This window comes from Weissella hellenica (assembly GCF_005405545.1).
Lineage (GTDB): Bacteria > Bacillota > Bacilli > Lactobacillales > Lactobacillaceae > Weissella > Weissella hellenica.
This window is the reverse complement of the sequence record NZ_BJEG01000001.1, coordinates 331603-347012: the sequence shown is the minus strand read 5'-3', so window position 1 is coordinate 347012 and position 15410 is coordinate 331603. Positions and strand designations below refer to the sequence as shown.

The following is a 15410-nucleotide window of genomic DNA, read 5'->3' as shown; positions in this document are numbered from 1 at the left end:
TACTTTATGCAGGGTTAACTGTAAATGATTGTGATTCAAGGACACTTAGTAGCGCTTTGACTGTGTCGAATGCTGTAAACAACGGCACCGCATTTTCAATAGCTGCATTACGAATGCGACGACTATCATTAACTGTTTCGATATCTTGATGGGTCGAATTAATGACCAATTGTAATGAGCCTTTGCTCAAAGCGGTAACTGCATTGTGCGTTGTTTCACTAATTTTATCTAGAATTTGCACCCGTAGACCGTTGTTTTGTAAATATTCACCCGTTCCTGCCGTAGCAAATAATTGAAAGCCTAGTTCATTAAAACGTTGCGCCAAGCCTAACGCTTCTGCCTTATCTTCATCAGCAATCGTAAACAAAACATTACCAGCGTGTGGAATTTTAATATTTGATGCCACGAATGCTTTATATAAGGCTTTTTCAAACGTTTTGTCTGAACCCATCACTTCACCAGTCGACTTCATTTCGGGTCCAAGCAACGAGTCTACTGCTGGCAATTTGGTAAATGAAAAGATTGGTGACTTTACATGAACCATCTCTGATTCTGGTACTAATCCGGTTTCAAAGCCCATATCTGCTAAGTTTTCACCTAACATAACACGAGTTGCTAATTGTGCTAATTTTAGTTGCGTCACCTTTGAAATAAAAGGTACTGTTCGCGATGCACGTGGATTTACTTCAATGACATATGCTGTATTATCATGAATAACAAATTGTACATTCATTAAACCAACTGTTTTCAAACTCTTTGCTAGTGCTATTGATGCAGTAACTATTTCAGAGCGTACTTTATCTGATAATGTTTGTGTGGGATATACAGACATTGAGTCCCCTGAATGCACACCTGCGCGTTCAATGTGTTCCATAATTCCTGGAATCACAACCGTTTTACCATCAGATAACACGTCGACTTCCGCTTCTGAGCCAACTAAATATGAATCAATCAAAACGGGATGATCATGCGACACTTTCACCGCACGTCCCATATAGTCTTTTAGTTCAGCTTGATTATTAACAATCTCCATTGCTCGTCCACCCAAAACATATGATGGCCGGACTAATACGGGGTAACCAATTTCATTTGCAGCATCTAAGGCCCCGGTGATGGTCGTGGCTGTTTTCCCAACTGGTTGTGCCAAGCCTAATTGCTTAATCACTTGATCAAATTCTTCTCGATCTTCGGCACGATTTAAGTTGGCAACACTCGTTCCTAAAATATTTACACCTGCATTAACTAGCGGTTGTGCTAAATTAATCGCTGTTTGACCACCGAATTGGACAACAACACCAAGCGGCTTTTCTAGATTCGTTACATTTAAGACATCTTCTAATGTAAGTGGCTCAAAATAAAGCTTATCTGAAACAGAAAAATCAGTTGAAACTGTTTCTGGATTCGAATTCATAATGATTGCTTCATAACCAGCAGCTTGAATTGCCTTAACAGCATGTACAGTTGCATAATCAAACTCGACACCCTGACCAATACGAATAGGTCCTGATCCCAAAACAAGGATGCTTGGCTTTTGACTAACAACCGATTCATTTTGCATTTCATAAGTAGCATAATAATAGGGTGTTTGTGATTCAAATTCGGCAGCAACCGTATCAACCATTTTATAAACCGGCTTAATGGCTGCTTTCGTACGATGGTCTGATACTTCTTTGCTTGTCCATCCCCAGATATCGGCAATTGTTTGATCAGCAAACCCGTTCTTTTTAGCTAATAATAATACTTTATTATCACCAATATGCTGTGCTAATGCTTGTTCAATTTCAATAACGTGCAAGATTTTATCTAAGAAGAAATAATCAATTTTTGTTCGTTCATGAATGGCATCAATTGAAATACCGCGACGTATTAATTCACTAATCATAAACAAACGGTCATCACGTGCTGGCATTAGGTCAGTTAATAATTGTTGGGTGTCAATATCACTAAAGTTGATATCACGTAACCCAGTCGCCCCAATTTCTAATGATCGAACGGCTTTATTCAACGCTTCTTCAATATTACGGCCAATAGCCATGACTTCTCCAGTGGCCTTCATTTGCGTCCCCAAATGGCGATCGGCTGTCGCAAATTTATCGAATGGCCAACGCGGAATTTTAACTACGACATAATCCAAGGCGGGTTCAAATGCAGCTTTAGTCGTTCCTGTTACAGGATTGATAATTTCATCCAATGTCAATCCCACTGCAATTTTGGCAGCCATTTTAGCAATTGGATACCCAGTTGCTTTAGATGCCAATGCTGATGAACGTGAGACACGAGGATTCACTTCAATAATGTCGTACTCAAATGAATTTGGGTCCAGCGCCATTTGAATATTAACGCCCCCTTCAATTTTCAAAGCGCGAATAATTTTCAAAGCGGCATCACGCATCATTTGCAATTCACGATCAGCTAAAGTTTGTACGGGCGCAACAACGATAGAATCACCTGTATGAATACCAACTGGATCGAAATTTTCCATTGAAGCAACGATTAAGGCATTGTCAGCAGCATCGCGCATCACTTCAAATTCAATTTCTTTATAACCCGCAATGGATTGCTCAATAAGGACTTGTGTAACCGGCGATAACTCCAAGCCATTGGCAGCAATGTCCTTTAGTTCCGCCTCATCATTTGCAATCCCCCCGCCGGTACCACCTAATGTGTAGGCTGGTCGTACAATTACGGGATAACCACTTTGATTTGCAAAGTCAACAGCTTCTGCCACCGTTACCGCAATCAATGATTCTGGTACCGGTTCATGCAAGCGATTCATTAAGTTCTTGAAAGCTTCACGATCCTCGGCCTCTTCAATGGCTGATAACTTTGTCCCCAATAAAATAATACCTAATTCATCCAAAATACCTGCTTCTGATAGCTCTTTAGCCATATTCAAACCTGTTTGACCACCTAAAGTTGGCAAAATAGCGTCTGGACGTTCTTTACGCAAAATACGTGCCAAAAATTCAAATGATAATGGTTCGATATAAACTTCATCAGCAGTCTCACTATCCGTCATAATTGTTGCTGGATTTGAGTTAACTAAGACAACTTCATAGCCTTCCTCTTTTAAAGACATCGCTGCTTGCGTTCCTGAATAATCAAATTCAGCAGCTTGACCGATAATAATAGGTCCTGAACCAATGACCAAAATTTTGTGGATATCTGTACGTCTAGGCATGTTGTAATTGTCCTTTCTTGCTTTGTGCAATCATTGCTAGGAAATCATCAAATAAGTATTCTGCATCATGGGGACCAGGTGCTGCATCGGGATGAAATTGAACTGAAAATGCAGCATGATTTTTTAGCTTAAGGCCTTCAACTGTATGATCATTAATTTCTTCATGGGTGATTTCCAAATTTGTTTCTGCAATAGATTTAGCATCAACGGCATAACCATGGTTTTGTGATGTAAAGTCAATTTGATTTTTAACCATATTACGAACTGCATGATTAAAGCCACGATGACCAAATTTCAACTTAAACGTTGTTGCCCCATTAGCCAAAGCAAACAATTGATGTCCTAAGCAAATCCCCATCAACGGCATCTTTTCTTGTAGTTCTCGAATAACAGGTAGGATATGCAACACATCTTCTGGATTACCCGGCCCATTTGATAACAAGACACCATCCGGATCCATATCTAATATAGTCTTTGCATCAACATTAGCTGGAAAAACCATCACATTCACACCACGCTTAGCTAATGAGCGTAAAATAGAATTTTTCAAGCCAAAGTCAATTAACGCAATCGATGGTCCATCAGTCGGATTAACATATGTCGTTTTCGTTGTCATTTTGTTAACTTCATCTGTTACTGGTTTTTCTGCCTGTAGTTGCGCTAATGTATCGTCGGTAACTTCATTAACAATAACGGTTCGCATCACACCATGTTCTCTAATTTCTTTTGTTAACGCACGTGTATCAACACCTGTAATACCTGGTAAATCCATCTTTTCAGCCCATTCAGTAAGTGACATTTGTTGACGCCAGTTAGAAGGACGGCGTGCAATTTCATGTGCCACAATCGCATTTGCTGTCGGTTTTAGTGATTCATAATCATCACGATTGATGCCATAATTACCGATTAATGGATACGTGAAGGTTAAAATTTGTCCCGAATAAGAAATATCTGTTAATGATTCTTGATAACCTGTCATCCCCGTATTAAAAACGAGCTCTCCTGCAACATCCTTGGTGGCACCAAAAGCTTCACCTGTATAAATTGAACCATTTTCTAAAACTAAATAACGTTGCATGTTTTCCCCCTATGCCTCGTAAACAATTTGACCATCAACCATGGTTAATATTGTCTGCCCGTAAATTGTTGCACCAATAAATGGTGTGTTAACCCCTTTTGAGGCAAATTCATCTGCTGTAATTTTGTGTGCATGTCTAATATCAAATAATGCCAAATCTGCTGGTTGGCCAGCTACTACTGCTTGTGCCCCATGTAATCCAAAGGCTTGTTGGGGTTTGACAACCATCCAGTCTAATAATTGGGTCAACGTTGCAATCCCTGGTTTAACTAAGTGGGTATAAAGTAATTGGAAACTTGTTTCAATACCCGTAATTCCAAAAGCAGCCCCAATAAATGACCCTTCTTTTTCTGCTGTACTATGAGGCGCATGATCAGTTGCTACCATATCAATGGTGCCGTCCAACAATCCTGCAATGACCGCTGTACGATCCGCTGGCGTTCGAAGCGGCGGGTTCATTTTAAAGTAAGCATTATCAGCAGTAATATAAGTTTCATCCAATAACAAATGATGTGGTGACACTTCTGCCGTTACATTGACTCCTTGTAATTTAGCAAGTCTGACCAGTTCTACCGATGACTTTGTTGAAAGGTGTGCAACATGATAGTGCACCCCGCTAGCCTTAGCTAACACTAAATCACGCGCCAGTTGGGATGATTCACCTAAAGGATCCATACCTGGTAACTGTAATTCTTTTGATTTTTCACCTAAATTCATCACGCCACCATTAATTAGCGAATTATCTTCTACATGCGCTACTAATGGTCGTTTTACTTTGGCAGCAGCTTTCATTGCCATTAGCATTGTAGCAGCCGTTTGCACACCTTTACCATCATTTGTAAAGGCAACAGCCCCTGCCTTCGCTAGTGCGTCAATATCACTGACTTCTTCCGTTGTTAGAGCCGTTGAAATAGCTGCATACTGCTTTAAATGAACCAAACTATTAGCATCATTATTGGCTTTAATCATTTGAAAGTTTTCTAAATTATCTGGCACCGGATCTAGATTAGGCATCGCTAATACTGTCGTAAATCCTCCACGTGCCGCTGCTTTTGACCCAGTGGCAACAGTTTCTTTGTAGGCAAATCCTGGCTCACGAAAATGCACATGAACATCAACCAGCCCTGGTGTGACTAGCGCACCATTTGCATCAATCACACGGTCGACCGTTTCTTTGATATTAGTTGCCACCGCTGTAATCATGTCGTCAATGATTAAAATATCTTGGCAAATTAATGTATCATCTGCTCCAACACTTTGCGCATTTTTAATTAATATTGATGTCATTTACTTTCTCCTCCATCAGACTAGTTAAGATGGCAATACGGGCATAAACACCATTAGCCATTTGCGTAAAAATACGTGATTTGTCTGCTTCTACCAACTCATTAGCAATTTCAATTCCCCGATTAACTGGGGCTGGATGCATAATAATTGCTTTATCTTTTAATTGCTCATAACGGTTGTCGGTTAAACCGAATTGTTGATGATACGTTGTCTCTAAAAAATCATCATTATCTTGTTGTGCTAGCCGCTCATGTTGCACGCGTAATAACATCAAGACATCCAAATTTTCTAGACCTTGATCCATTTCCTGATAAGTCCCATATTGGTCAAAATCAGCGGGATACCATTGCTTTGGTCCTGAAAAGCTCACCTTTGCGCCTAAACGTTTTAAAATTTCAGCATTTGAACGGGCCACTCTGGAATGCGCTAGATCGCCTACAATGCGAATATTTAAATCTGAAAAGTAACCGAACTGTTCATAAATTGTCATTAAGTCAAGTAAGCTTTGTGATGGATGCTGGCCATTGCCATCACCTGCATTAACAAGCTGTGGCATCAATGCTGAATTTTCAGCAATTAATGGCTCATACCAGTCGTTAATGCTGTGTCGGAGTACCACCACATCTACACCGATCGCACCAAGGGTTTTTAGCGTATCACTTAGTGACTCGCCCTTTTGCGTTGAACTCGTCTGGGGATTAACCTGAATTGGTTGCCACCCTAACTTTGATTCAGCCATTTGAAAACTGCTGGCAGTCCGTGTTGAATTTTCAAAAAATAAATTGGCAACATTTTTTGACTCGGTTGGCAAATCTAATTGCTCATTTTTATACGCCAAACTTGTTTTAATTAATTGCATAATTTCTTGTATTGTTAAATCGTTTAAATTCACAAAGTTTCGCATGCTATCTCCTCATCGTTTACGCAAAAAAAGCCTTATGAATCCAGTGATTCATAAGGCTTACTAAGTTATTCGATAGTATGATTCACCTATTTGGGGTGACTGCCATCAACTTGGGTATCCTTTGTTAGCCTCACTGGACTACGCTTAAAGGTTATTCTTGATTGACATTACTATATCATGTTTATTCACTTAGGTAAACAGTTAACTAACCAGTAAAATTAATTTAAACGTTTTACTAAGTCAGTTTAACGAATTTTATTTTTTTAATTAAGCGTTTTATTCATCAACAACGTCATTGATGGTAATAACTCCCACAACTTCACCTTTTTCGGTCACAACCAAATTAGAGATATTATGTGCAGCCATCTTACGCCATGCTGCTCGATTTCGTTTATTAACGTCAATACTAATAAACCCTTCTGTCATATAATCAGCAGCTGTAGATTCCTTAACCTTAGTGACATGTAGCATTTTCTTACGAATATCTCCATCTGTCACAATGCCAACAACTTTATCCTGATCTTTTACTAACGTCATCCCGATTCCAAAATCACTAATACGGTAGATAACATCATTAAGCGGTGTTTCAAGATCAACATATGGGACTTTGGTGTGCATAACATTTTTAACTGTTTGCAACAACAACTTTCCAATTGATCCACCTGGATGATATAATGCAAAATCTTTTTTCGTGAATTGTTTTTCTTTTTGAACAGCAATTAATAACGCATCCCCAACCACCAATGTCGCAGTTGTTGAGTTGGTTGGCGCTAATTTGGTCACATCTGCTTCAGCAGCAACATCAACAATCAATGCTTCCTGCGTATTTTTAGCCAATGTTGAATCTGATGCCCCGGTTAGAGCAATCGTTTTTAAATCTTTACCAAAAATCTCTTGCAATGCAAAATAAGTTTGCAGTACTTCTTCCGTTTCACCACTATTAGAAACAAACACAACCACGTCATCTGCAGACACACGACCTAAGTCACCATGAAAGGCATTCCCGGCATCAATGAAAAAGCTTGGCACCCCAATCGAAGAAAATGAAGCCGAAATTTTTTCAGCAATAATACCTGATTTACCAATCGCAATAAAAATTAAACGACCAGTCATCTGTAAAACATCGTCAACAAATTGGTCAAAACTTTCGTCTAATGCATCACGGACCTTTTCCAAAGTTTTAATCTCAATGTCAAAGGTCTCTTTCGCGTCATTATAATAAGTCTTCATCTGCATACACCACCTTACTGTTAAGATGTTCGTGGAATAGCTTATTGGCTTCTTCTAGGATTGGCCGTGCCTTTGGTAGATAGAGTTGACTATCTTGATCAGAAATAGCCTTAGGTGGATTTGGATGGACCTCCGCAAAGATACCATCAATTCCGATTGCTAAGGCGGCACGCATTAATGGGAAGATGTAATCACGGTTACCACCAGAATGATTACCATAACCACTTGGAATCTGGACAGAGTGGGTCGCATCAAAAATAACTGGGTAACCTGTTTCGCGCATCTGAATCAAGCTTGTCATATCGACTACTAATTGATGGTAACCAAACATGGTACCACGTTCAGTTACTAGAACATGCTTATCTTCTGTCTCCACTTTAGCCACTGCACTCTGAATATCTTCAGGTGCCATAAACTGGGCTTTCTTAATATTAACAACCCGGCCAGTCTTAGCTGCTGCTAACAACAAATCAGTTTGACGACTTAGATAAGCTGGAATCTGAAGCACATCTGCCACTTCTGCAACTGGCGCACATTGATATGACTCATGCACGTCAGTCACGATTGGGACATTGTATTCTTCTTTAATCGTACGTAAGACCGCTAAACCAGCTTCCATTCCGGCACCACGATCTGATGACATTGAACTACGGTTAGCCTTATCAAAAGATGCCTTAAACACATAATTAATGCCTAACTCATCAGTAATTTTCTTCAATTCTTCAACAACTTCAACACAAGTTTCATAAGATTCAATGGCACATGGGCCTGCTAGTAAAGTTAAACGATCGTCCTTAAAGCCATACTCTTGAAATACTTCACTAATTTTTGGCATATCTATTTCCCCCGCTCTTGACTAGTTCAATTGATAAAAATTATTAGAAATTATTAATTTTTAAGTATTATATGCTAACTTTTCAATTTTGACACGTTTAAAGTCTTCCTCTGTTTTGCTTAATGGGCAAAAAAAGTTGGTTAATGACTTGTAACGCAAGTATTTTAACCAACTTTATTTTCTTATCATAATGCCGAAATTAAGCTTCCACAACATGACGAACATATGGATCATCTGAAAAGCCTTGATCTAAAATAATGCGCGCCCATTCTTTAGCTGAGTGCAAACTGTGGTCTTTAAAATTACCACACTCGCGAATTGTTGTTGCAGGCACATCATCCCATTGAATATCATCGCGAATCTTGCGTAGCGCATGTGTAAAGGCTACAGCTACCTCAGTTGATGAATAGTCTTGCCAACTGATAACATGAAAACCAGTACGGCAACCGAATGGTGAAATATCAATAATACCATCTAATTCATCACGCACCAAACTTGCAAACAAGTGTTCCAAAGTGTGTACACCGGCCGTTTCGATGGCGGTTTCATTTGGTTGTGTCAACCGCAAATCATAGTTTACAATTTGGCCTCCTGCAGGTCCTTGTTGCGTCTCGATTTTACGAACGTATGGTGCTTGTACCTTGGTATGATCCAATGAAAAACTTTCAACTTCTGCCATGTTAAATTCCTCCTAAAATAACTTCCCCTAAATTATCGCCAGCTTTAAAACAAAAAAATCCCGCAATCAATTAAGATTACGGGACGTTAGCACGTGGTACCACCCGAGTTTAATAAGTCAATCTGCCTTATCCTCTCATCGCTATAACGGGCGTTCCCGAACGGCACTCACGCGTTGTTCATGTCATTGTGACTCCAAGACCATCTTCTGATAAAGTGTTTATCAGTTTACACCTACCACTGACTCTCTATAAAACACATTGACCGTACTCATCTTATCGCTGTCGATACGACTATGCTAAATCTAATCTCACGTTGTGTCAACTGTTTGATTAAAAAAAACTCATTTTTGCCATTTATTATTAACGATGCCAACGGGTTCCTTGCGGTGTATCTTCAAGGATAATATCTTGTTGTGCCAATAGGTCACGAATTTCATCAGAACGGGCAAAATTTTTGGCTGCCCGTGCTTCATCACGTTCTTTAATCAACGCATCAATATCGTCTTCTAATAGTTCATCTTGTGCCAAACCATCAACACCAAAGACCCCCATTAACGTTGCGATAGTATCTAAAATAAATTGCGCTGTTTGTTGGTGGACCTCTTGGGCATTCGCATATTGATTAGCTAAATCAACTAATCCGTAGATTGCGGTCAATGCATTTGGCGCATTAAAATCATCATCCATTGCTGCCTTAAATGCCGTGATATACTCGTTAGCTTGTGTCATGATTTGTTCATCATCCCCAACAAGTGCATCCTGCAAACGGAATTGCAAATTGCGATAACCGGTACGAATACGGTCTAGATTTTTACCGGCTTGGGCCATGTTATTTGTTGAATATGCAATCGCCCGGCGATATTGTGTTGTAGCCATGAAAAATCGTAGTACCATTGGATCATCAATTTGTTGTAATAAATCATGAACGGTCACAAAATTTCCCAATGACTTAGACATCTTTTCATTTTCGTCACCAACAGTCACAAAACCATTATGTAACCACATATTCACAAATTGCTCTCCCGTATGAACTTCACTTTGCGCAATTTCATTCGTATGATGTGGGAATGCTAAATCGATACCACCACCATGGATATCAAAATGATTGCCTAAATACTTAGTCGACATAACGGAGCATTCAATGTGCCAACCAGGACGACCTTTACCCCAAGGAGAATCCCAGGCAATCGCACCATCGCCGTTTTCACCTTTCCAAACGGTAAAGTCCATTGGATCTTCCTTACGGGCCAATTCCACATCATCCAAACGACCTGCTGCATTGGAAGTCATATCTTGTAAATTCTGATGGGCTAGTGCACCATAATTTTTAAACTTTTTTGCTCGATAATACACATCACCCGCTGACTCGTATGCGTAGCCTTTATTAACTAAGTCAGTCACAAAATCAATGATTTCTGTAATATGTTCTGTTGCCCGAGGTCGTACTGTGGCTGGTTTAATATTCAAAGCAGTCGTGTCTTCATTGAAAGCAGCAATATATTTATCAGCTAATTCAGGTACAGTAATTCCCTGCGCTGCTGCTGCCTTAATCATTTTATCATCCACATCTGTAAAATTAGATACGTAATTAACCTCATAACCACGATATTCAAAATAACGTCGGATTGTATCAAAGGCAATTGCAGAACGTGCATTTCCAATATGAATGTAGTTATAGACAGTTGGCCCACAGACATACATACTGATTTTACCTTCATGCATAGGTTGGAAATCTTCCTTAGCCAATGTCATGGTATTAAACATTTTCATCATATTACGTCCCTCTCCTTTTAAAAATGTGGTCGCCCTCATTTTTATTAACTGACTAATTGTCAGTATTTATATAAACATTTTACCATATTTTTTTATGACTTAGCATGTGGACTAGGTTGCTTTGGACACCCTACTAAATTACAGCTATAATTTACAATTAAGAACGACTGTTGCGTATCATATAAATTATCGGGGGAATTTTAATGTATCAAGCAAATAAAGAACGTTATGACAAAATGATTTATAACCGTGTTGGCAATAGTGGGCTAAAGTTATCTGCCCTAGGTCTTGGACTTTGGGACAATTTTGGTAGTGTCGACCCGCTTGAAAATCAAAAAGCAATTATTCACCAAGCTTTTGATTTAGGTATCACCTATTTTGACTTAGCCAACAACTATGGACCCGTTCCTGGTAGTGCCGAAAAGAACTTTGGCAATATTCTTGCTCATGATATGCATGCTTATCGTGATGAACTCGTTATTTCAAGTAAAGCTGGCTATGAAATGTGGGATGGTCCTTATGGTAATTGGGGTTCCAAAAAAAGTATCATCGCTAGTGCTGATCAGAGTCTAGCCCGTCTACAATTAGATTATGTTGATATTTTCTATTCACACCGTCCAGATCCAGACACCCCAGTTGAAGAAACGGCACTTGCTTTGGATCAACTGGTTCGTGATGGTAAGGCCTTATATATTGGTATTTCAAATTATTCCGGTATGCAAACGCAAGCCATTATTGATATTTTTAATGATTTAAAAACACCTTTCATCATTCATCAACCACGTTATAACATGTTTAACCGGCAGATTGAACAAGATTTATTACCTGTTTTACGTAAAACAGGTAAAGCAGCGGCTGTCTTTAGTCCACTATCACAAGGTTTATTAACTGATAAATACCTAAATGGTATTCCAAAGTCATCACGTGCGGCTAAAAGTACCAGTCCCTTCTTACATGAAAATCAAGTTGATGCTACCATCAAAACTGTTCAAAGTTTAAATGAAGTTGCTAAAAACCGCCACCAGACTTTGGCTGAAATGGCATTAGCTTGGGATCTTAGACATCCTGAAGTTGCTAGTGTTATTATCGGTGCCAGTCGTCCGGAACAATTAGTTGACAACATTAAAGCTTTAAATCATTTAAACTTCAGCAAGGCTGAATTAAATCAAATCGATAATATCTTAAGCCAACAACTTAGTATCGATTGGCAAGCACATTAACATCAAATCAAAAAAACAGGACCGTTAATCTACCATCTCAAAGTGGTTAGACTAACGGTCCATAATTTTATGCTTTTATATCTTAACGCCACCACTCATCAAATACAGTTACTGGTTGACGACGCTTGTGTTCAGAAGTTGTGTACAAATGCTCAATTTGCTTAGCATCGACATCAGATACTTCTTTACCTTCCAAGTAATCATCAATCGCATCATATGTGACACCTAAAGCTTCTTCATCAGGCAATGCTGGTCGATCTTCTTCTAAATCAGCTGTTGGTACCTTTTCATATAAGTTCTTTGGTGCATCTAAGTACGCTAACAATTGGCGCCCTTGTCGCTTATTTAAGCGGTACAATGGGGTCACGTCAGCCGCACCGTCCCCAAATTTCGTATAAAAACCAGCCAATGCTTCAGCCGCATGATCAGTTCCAATCACAACACCGTGATTAGCTGCTGCAACACCATATTGGGCAATCATTCGTTCACGTGCTTTAATATTTCCCTTATTAAAATCAGTTACTTCGATGCCATTATCTTCAAGCTGCTTCACAATTCCTTCAACCGAATCTTTAATGTTGACCTTTACCGTTTTGTCAGCACCTTGCCAAGCAATCGCAGCCATTGCATCTGACTCATCAGATTGTTGACTATAAGGTAAACGCATTGCGATAAATTGATAGTCTTGATTGCCTGTCTCCTCACGCAACTGCTCAACAGCAAATTGTGCTAACTTACCACCCAATAATGAATCTTGTCCACCTGAAATGCCTAAAACAAGCGTCTTAAGTCCGGTCTTAATTAAATAATCTTTTAATAATGAAATTGAACGATTGATTTCTGTTTTGGCATCAATTGTTGGTTGAACACCTAATGTTTGAATAATTCCTGCTTGTAATGGTCGCATAACAGCCTCCCTTAAGAAATACTACTATTAATTGTTTTTACTAATTTCATCAACATATGCACGGCTTTTCTTAATAAGATTCATCTTATGGTCCCATGCATCTTGTGACAAATCAACTGGATATTCTTGTGGATTCATATCACGGCGATATTCTGAATATAACGAATTAATATGATGTTGTGCAAAGCTACGTACTTCATCCAACGTTGGCAATTCGTATACCAACTCACCATCTACAAAAATATCTTGTAAGATTGGTCGTGCTGTATAATCAACGACAGTCTTGTTTAGGTATGGATAGCTAGGGTGAAACATGTACAAGCCATCAGGCAAATTAGTTGGATCTTCATCCCATAAAGCGATGTAGTCTCCTTGTGACTTACCATCAGAATTACGTGTAATGCGCCAAACTTGTTTTTGCCCTGGCGTTGAAATTTTTTCAGCCGACCCCGAAATTTTAATGGTGTCGGTCATATCCCCATTTTCATCTTCGACTGATACCACTTTATAAACACCACCAAGTGCAGCCTGGTCATATGCTGTAATAAGTTTTGTTCCAATACCCCATGTATCAATTTTAGCACCTTGGAACTTCAAACTCTTAATGGTTGATTCATCCAAATCATTTGAAGCAACAATTGATGCATCAGGGAAACCGGCTTCATCTAGCATTTTACGAACGCCTTTAGAGACGTAAGCCAAATCACCTGAATCAATACGGACACCGATAAAGTTAATTTTATCACCCATTTCTTGTGCCACACGAATCGCAGCTGGCACACCAGACCGTAGCGTATCATATGTATCGACCAAAAAAACCACATCACGATGCGTCTGCGCATATGCTTTAAAAGCTTCATAATCATTACGATAAACTTGTACTAGACTATGTGCATGCGTCCCAGAAATTGGAATACCAAATAATTTACCTGCTCGCACATTTGAAGTTGCGTTAAAACCTCCAATGTAAGCAGCTCTTGTCCCCCAAAGGGCTGCGTCCATTTCTTGCGCACGACGTGAACCAAATTCCATCAAAGTTTGGTCACCAACAACTGACCGAATTCTTGAAGCTTTAGTTGCAATCAAAGTTTGATAGTTAATAATGTTTAATAATGGGGTTTCTATTAATTGTGCATCAAAAACGGTTGCCTCAACTTGCACAATCGGCTCGTTGTTAAAAACAACATCCCCTTCGCTTGGCATGCGTACCGTTCCTTTAAAACGCCAATTTTTTAGATAATTTAAAAAATCTTCATTAAACTCCCCAGTTGAACGTAGATAATCAAGATCACTCTGAGAAAAATGTAACCCACTCAAAAAATTAACAACCCGTTCCAATCCTGCAAAAACGGCATAACCATTTTGAAATGGCATTTTGCGAAAGTGCATTTCGTAAACTGCCTTGCGTTCATAAATTCCCTTCATAAAATACGTTTGCATCATTGATAATTGGTAGGCATCTGTGTGTAATGCCAAGCTATCATCTGGATATGCTAAAGCCATAACAAAATTCTCCTCGTTTTCTATATTGTTACTATTTTAACACAAATCACAGGGTGTAAAGTCATGTTAGTATGATATAACTAGTGGTATACTAAGGAAATTGTCGCAACAATAATTTTTTATTAAGGAACGATTATCATGATTCATCATTACCCAATTAAAGAGTCAATGCGCACGGGGATGTTGCTCGCAGCAACAGCTGGCTTTATTGATGCCTATACATTTCAAATTCATGATATGCGTTTTGCAAGCTTTCAAAGTGGTAATTTATTACAAATTGGTCTAAATGTTGCCGATGGCAAATGGCTACATGCTTTAATTTATTTCTGGCCAGTATTTGCTTTTTTAATCGGTACTAGTTTTAACCAGTTTTTGAAACAGTTTGCAAAAAAGCACCAGCAATCACATACCATGCTTGCTTTACTCGTTGAATTTATCGGTTTATTCGGTGTTGCTTTGCTAGAATATCACACCATTTCATCCGATATTATCTTGCCATTACTGGCCTTCTTTATGGCCATTCAAGCAGATACATTTAATCTCATTCATGGTATGCCTTATATGACCATCTTAAGCACCGGTAATTTACGAACTCTTAGTAGTGGCTTAACTAACGGGTTATTATGGCACGATAAACAAGCATTGCATCGCGCTGGACGGGTAGCACCAGTTATTTTAGCATTCTTCGTTTCAGCAATTTTAGCTTTTTTTGCGATACAACTATTACATCAAGGTGCCCTCTTCATCGCACCCATTTTAATATTGGGTATTCTTATTTTGGTGAAACGTGAAGAAAAAAGATAGTGGTAGTT

At 39.0% G+C, this 15410-nt stretch carries 12 protein-coding genes and 1 other annotated feature; of the genes, 2 read left to right on the top strand and 10 right to left on the bottom strand.

Annotated features, from left to right (window positions below; translation table 11 throughout):
• Positions 1 to 4 precede the first annotated feature (4 nt).
• The 8 genes from carB to cysS form a co-directional block, all read right to left on the bottom strand.
• Positions 5 to 3181, bottom strand: coding sequence for a carbamoyl-phosphate synthase large subunit (carB, locus tag FFM61_RS01735; protein ID WP_074426813.1), 3177 nt, complete (start codon positions 3179 to 3181; stop codon positions 5 to 7).
• Complete coding sequence (locus tag FFM61_RS01730) at positions 3174 to 4259, bottom strand: carbamoyl phosphate synthase small subunit (RefSeq protein WP_074426812.1); 1086 nt, start codon at positions 4257 to 4259, stop codon at positions 3174 to 3176. Before FFM61_RS01730 ends, carB begins: the two co-directional genes overlap by 8 nt.
• A 9-nt stretch (positions 4260 to 4268) precedes the next feature.
• Positions 4269 to 5546: a dihydroorotase gene (pyrC, locus tag FFM61_RS01725; RefSeq protein WP_074426811.1), complete on the bottom strand. Its 1278-nt coding sequence runs from the start codon at positions 5544 to 5546 to the stop codon at positions 4269 to 4271.
• Positions 5527 to 6450 carry an aspartate carbamoyltransferase catalytic subunit gene (locus FFM61_RS01720; RefSeq protein WP_074426810.1) on the bottom strand — a complete coding sequence of 308 codons (924 nt, stop codon included), beginning with the start codon at positions 6448 to 6450 and terminating at the stop codon, positions 5527 to 5529. Before FFM61_RS01720 ends, pyrC begins: the two co-directional genes overlap by 20 nt.
• A 276-nt stretch (positions 6451 to 6726) precedes the next feature.
• Positions 6727 to 7680 carry a KpsF/GutQ family sugar-phosphate isomerase gene (locus FFM61_RS01715; RefSeq protein ID WP_074426809.1) on the bottom strand — a complete coding sequence of 318 codons (954 nt, stop codon included), beginning with the start codon at positions 7678 to 7680 and terminating at the stop codon, positions 6727 to 6729.
• Positions 7664 to 8515 (bottom strand): 3-deoxy-8-phosphooctulonate synthase, encoded by an 852-nt coding sequence (gene kdsA, locus FFM61_RS01710; protein WP_074426808.1) that lies wholly within the window; start codon positions 8513 to 8515, stop codon positions 7664 to 7666. The genes FFM61_RS01715 and kdsA overlap by 17 nt, the downstream gene beginning before the upstream one ends.
• Positions 8516 to 8714: 199 nt before the next feature.
• A complete protein-coding gene (locus FFM61_RS01705; protein WP_042491831.1) occupies positions 8715 to 9194 on the bottom strand; it encodes an S-ribosylhomocysteine lyase in 480 nt (159 codons plus the stop codon).
• Positions 9195 to 9270: 76 nt separating this feature from the next.
• Positions 9271 to 9484, bottom strand: a binding site (T-box leader).
• 71 nt (positions 9485 to 9555) lie between these two features.
• Complete coding sequence (gene cysS, locus FFM61_RS01700; RefSeq protein ID WP_074426807.1) at positions 9556 to 10968, bottom strand: cysteine--tRNA ligase; 1413 nt, start codon at positions 10966 to 10968, stop codon at positions 9556 to 9558.
• 203 nt (positions 10969 to 11171) lie between these two features.
• Between cysS and FFM61_RS01695 the strand changes: the two genes are divergently transcribed.
• Complete coding sequence (locus FFM61_RS01695) at positions 11172 to 12188, top strand: aldo/keto reductase (protein WP_074426806.1); 1017 nt, start codon at positions 11172 to 11174, stop codon at positions 12186 to 12188.
• An 82-nt stretch (positions 12189 to 12270) separates the two neighbouring features.
• On the opposite strand, the gene nadE is transcribed toward FFM61_RS01695, so the two are convergent.
• The gene (gene nadE / locus FFM61_RS01690) at positions 12271 to 13095 is read right to left on the bottom strand and encodes an NAD(+) synthase (protein WP_074426805.1); all 825 of its coding nucleotides are present in this window, start codon (positions 13093 to 13095) and stop codon (positions 12271 to 12273) included.
• A 27-nt stretch (positions 13096 to 13122) separates the two neighbouring features.
• Positions 13123 to 14598 (bottom strand): nicotinate phosphoribosyltransferase, encoded by a 1476-nt coding sequence (locus FFM61_RS01685; protein WP_074426804.1) that lies wholly within the window; start codon positions 14596 to 14598, stop codon positions 13123 to 13125.
• 138 nt (positions 14599 to 14736) lie between these two features.
• On the opposite strand from FFM61_RS01685, the gene FFM61_RS01680 reads away from it, so the two are divergent.
• Positions 14737 to 15402, top strand: coding sequence for a YoaK family protein (locus FFM61_RS01680; RefSeq protein WP_074426803.1), 666 nt, complete (start codon positions 14737 to 14739; stop codon positions 15400 to 15402).
• Positions 15403 to 15410: the final 8 nt, after the last annotated feature.

What these genes read in the sequence shown, in the direction of transcription:
- kdsA (WP_074426808.1), bottom strand. Translation starts at nt 8,515, where the DNA reads ATGCCAAAAATTAGTGAAGTATTTCAAGAGTATGGCTTTAAGGACGAT.
- FFM61_RS01705 (WP_042491831.1), bottom strand. Translation starts at nt 9,194, where the DNA reads ATGGCAGAAGTTGAAAGTTTTTCATTGGATCATACCAAGGTACAAGCA.
- pyrC (WP_074426811.1), bottom strand. Translation starts at nt 5,546, where the DNA reads ATGACATCAATATTAATTAAAAATGCGCAAAGTGTTGGAGCAGATGAT.
- cysS (WP_074426807.1), bottom strand. Translation starts at nt 10,968, where the DNA reads ATGATGAAAATGTTTAATACCATGACATTGGCTAAGGAAGATTTCCAA.
- FFM61_RS01685 (WP_074426804.1), bottom strand. Translation starts at nt 14,598, where the DNA reads ATGGCTTTAGCATATCCAGATGATAGCTTGGCATTACACACAGATGCC.
- nadE (WP_074426805.1), bottom strand. Translation starts at nt 13,095, where the DNA reads ATGCGACCATTACAAGCAGGAATTATTCAAACATTAGGTGTTCAACCA.
- FFM61_RS01715 (WP_074426809.1), bottom strand. Translation starts at nt 7,680, where the DNA reads ATGAAGACTTATTATAATGACGCGAAAGAGACCTTTGACATTGAGATT.
- FFM61_RS01720 (WP_074426810.1), bottom strand. Translation starts at nt 6,450, where the DNA reads ATGCGAAACTTTGTGAATTTAAACGATTTAACAATACAAGAAATTATG.
- FFM61_RS01680 (WP_074426803.1), top strand. Translation starts at nt 14,737, where the DNA reads ATGATTCATCATTACCCAATTAAAGAGTCAATGCGCACGGGGATGTTG.
- FFM61_RS01695 (WP_074426806.1), top strand. Translation starts at nt 11,172, where the DNA reads ATGTATCAAGCAAATAAAGAACGTTATGACAAAATGATTTATAACCGT.
- FFM61_RS01730 (WP_074426812.1), bottom strand. Translation starts at nt 4,259, where the DNA reads ATGCAACGTTATTTAGTTTTAGAAAATGGTTCAATTTATACAGGTGAA.
- carB (WP_074426813.1), bottom strand. Translation starts at nt 3,181, where the DNA reads ATGCCTAGACGTACAGATATCCACAAAATTTTGGTCATTGGTTCAGGA.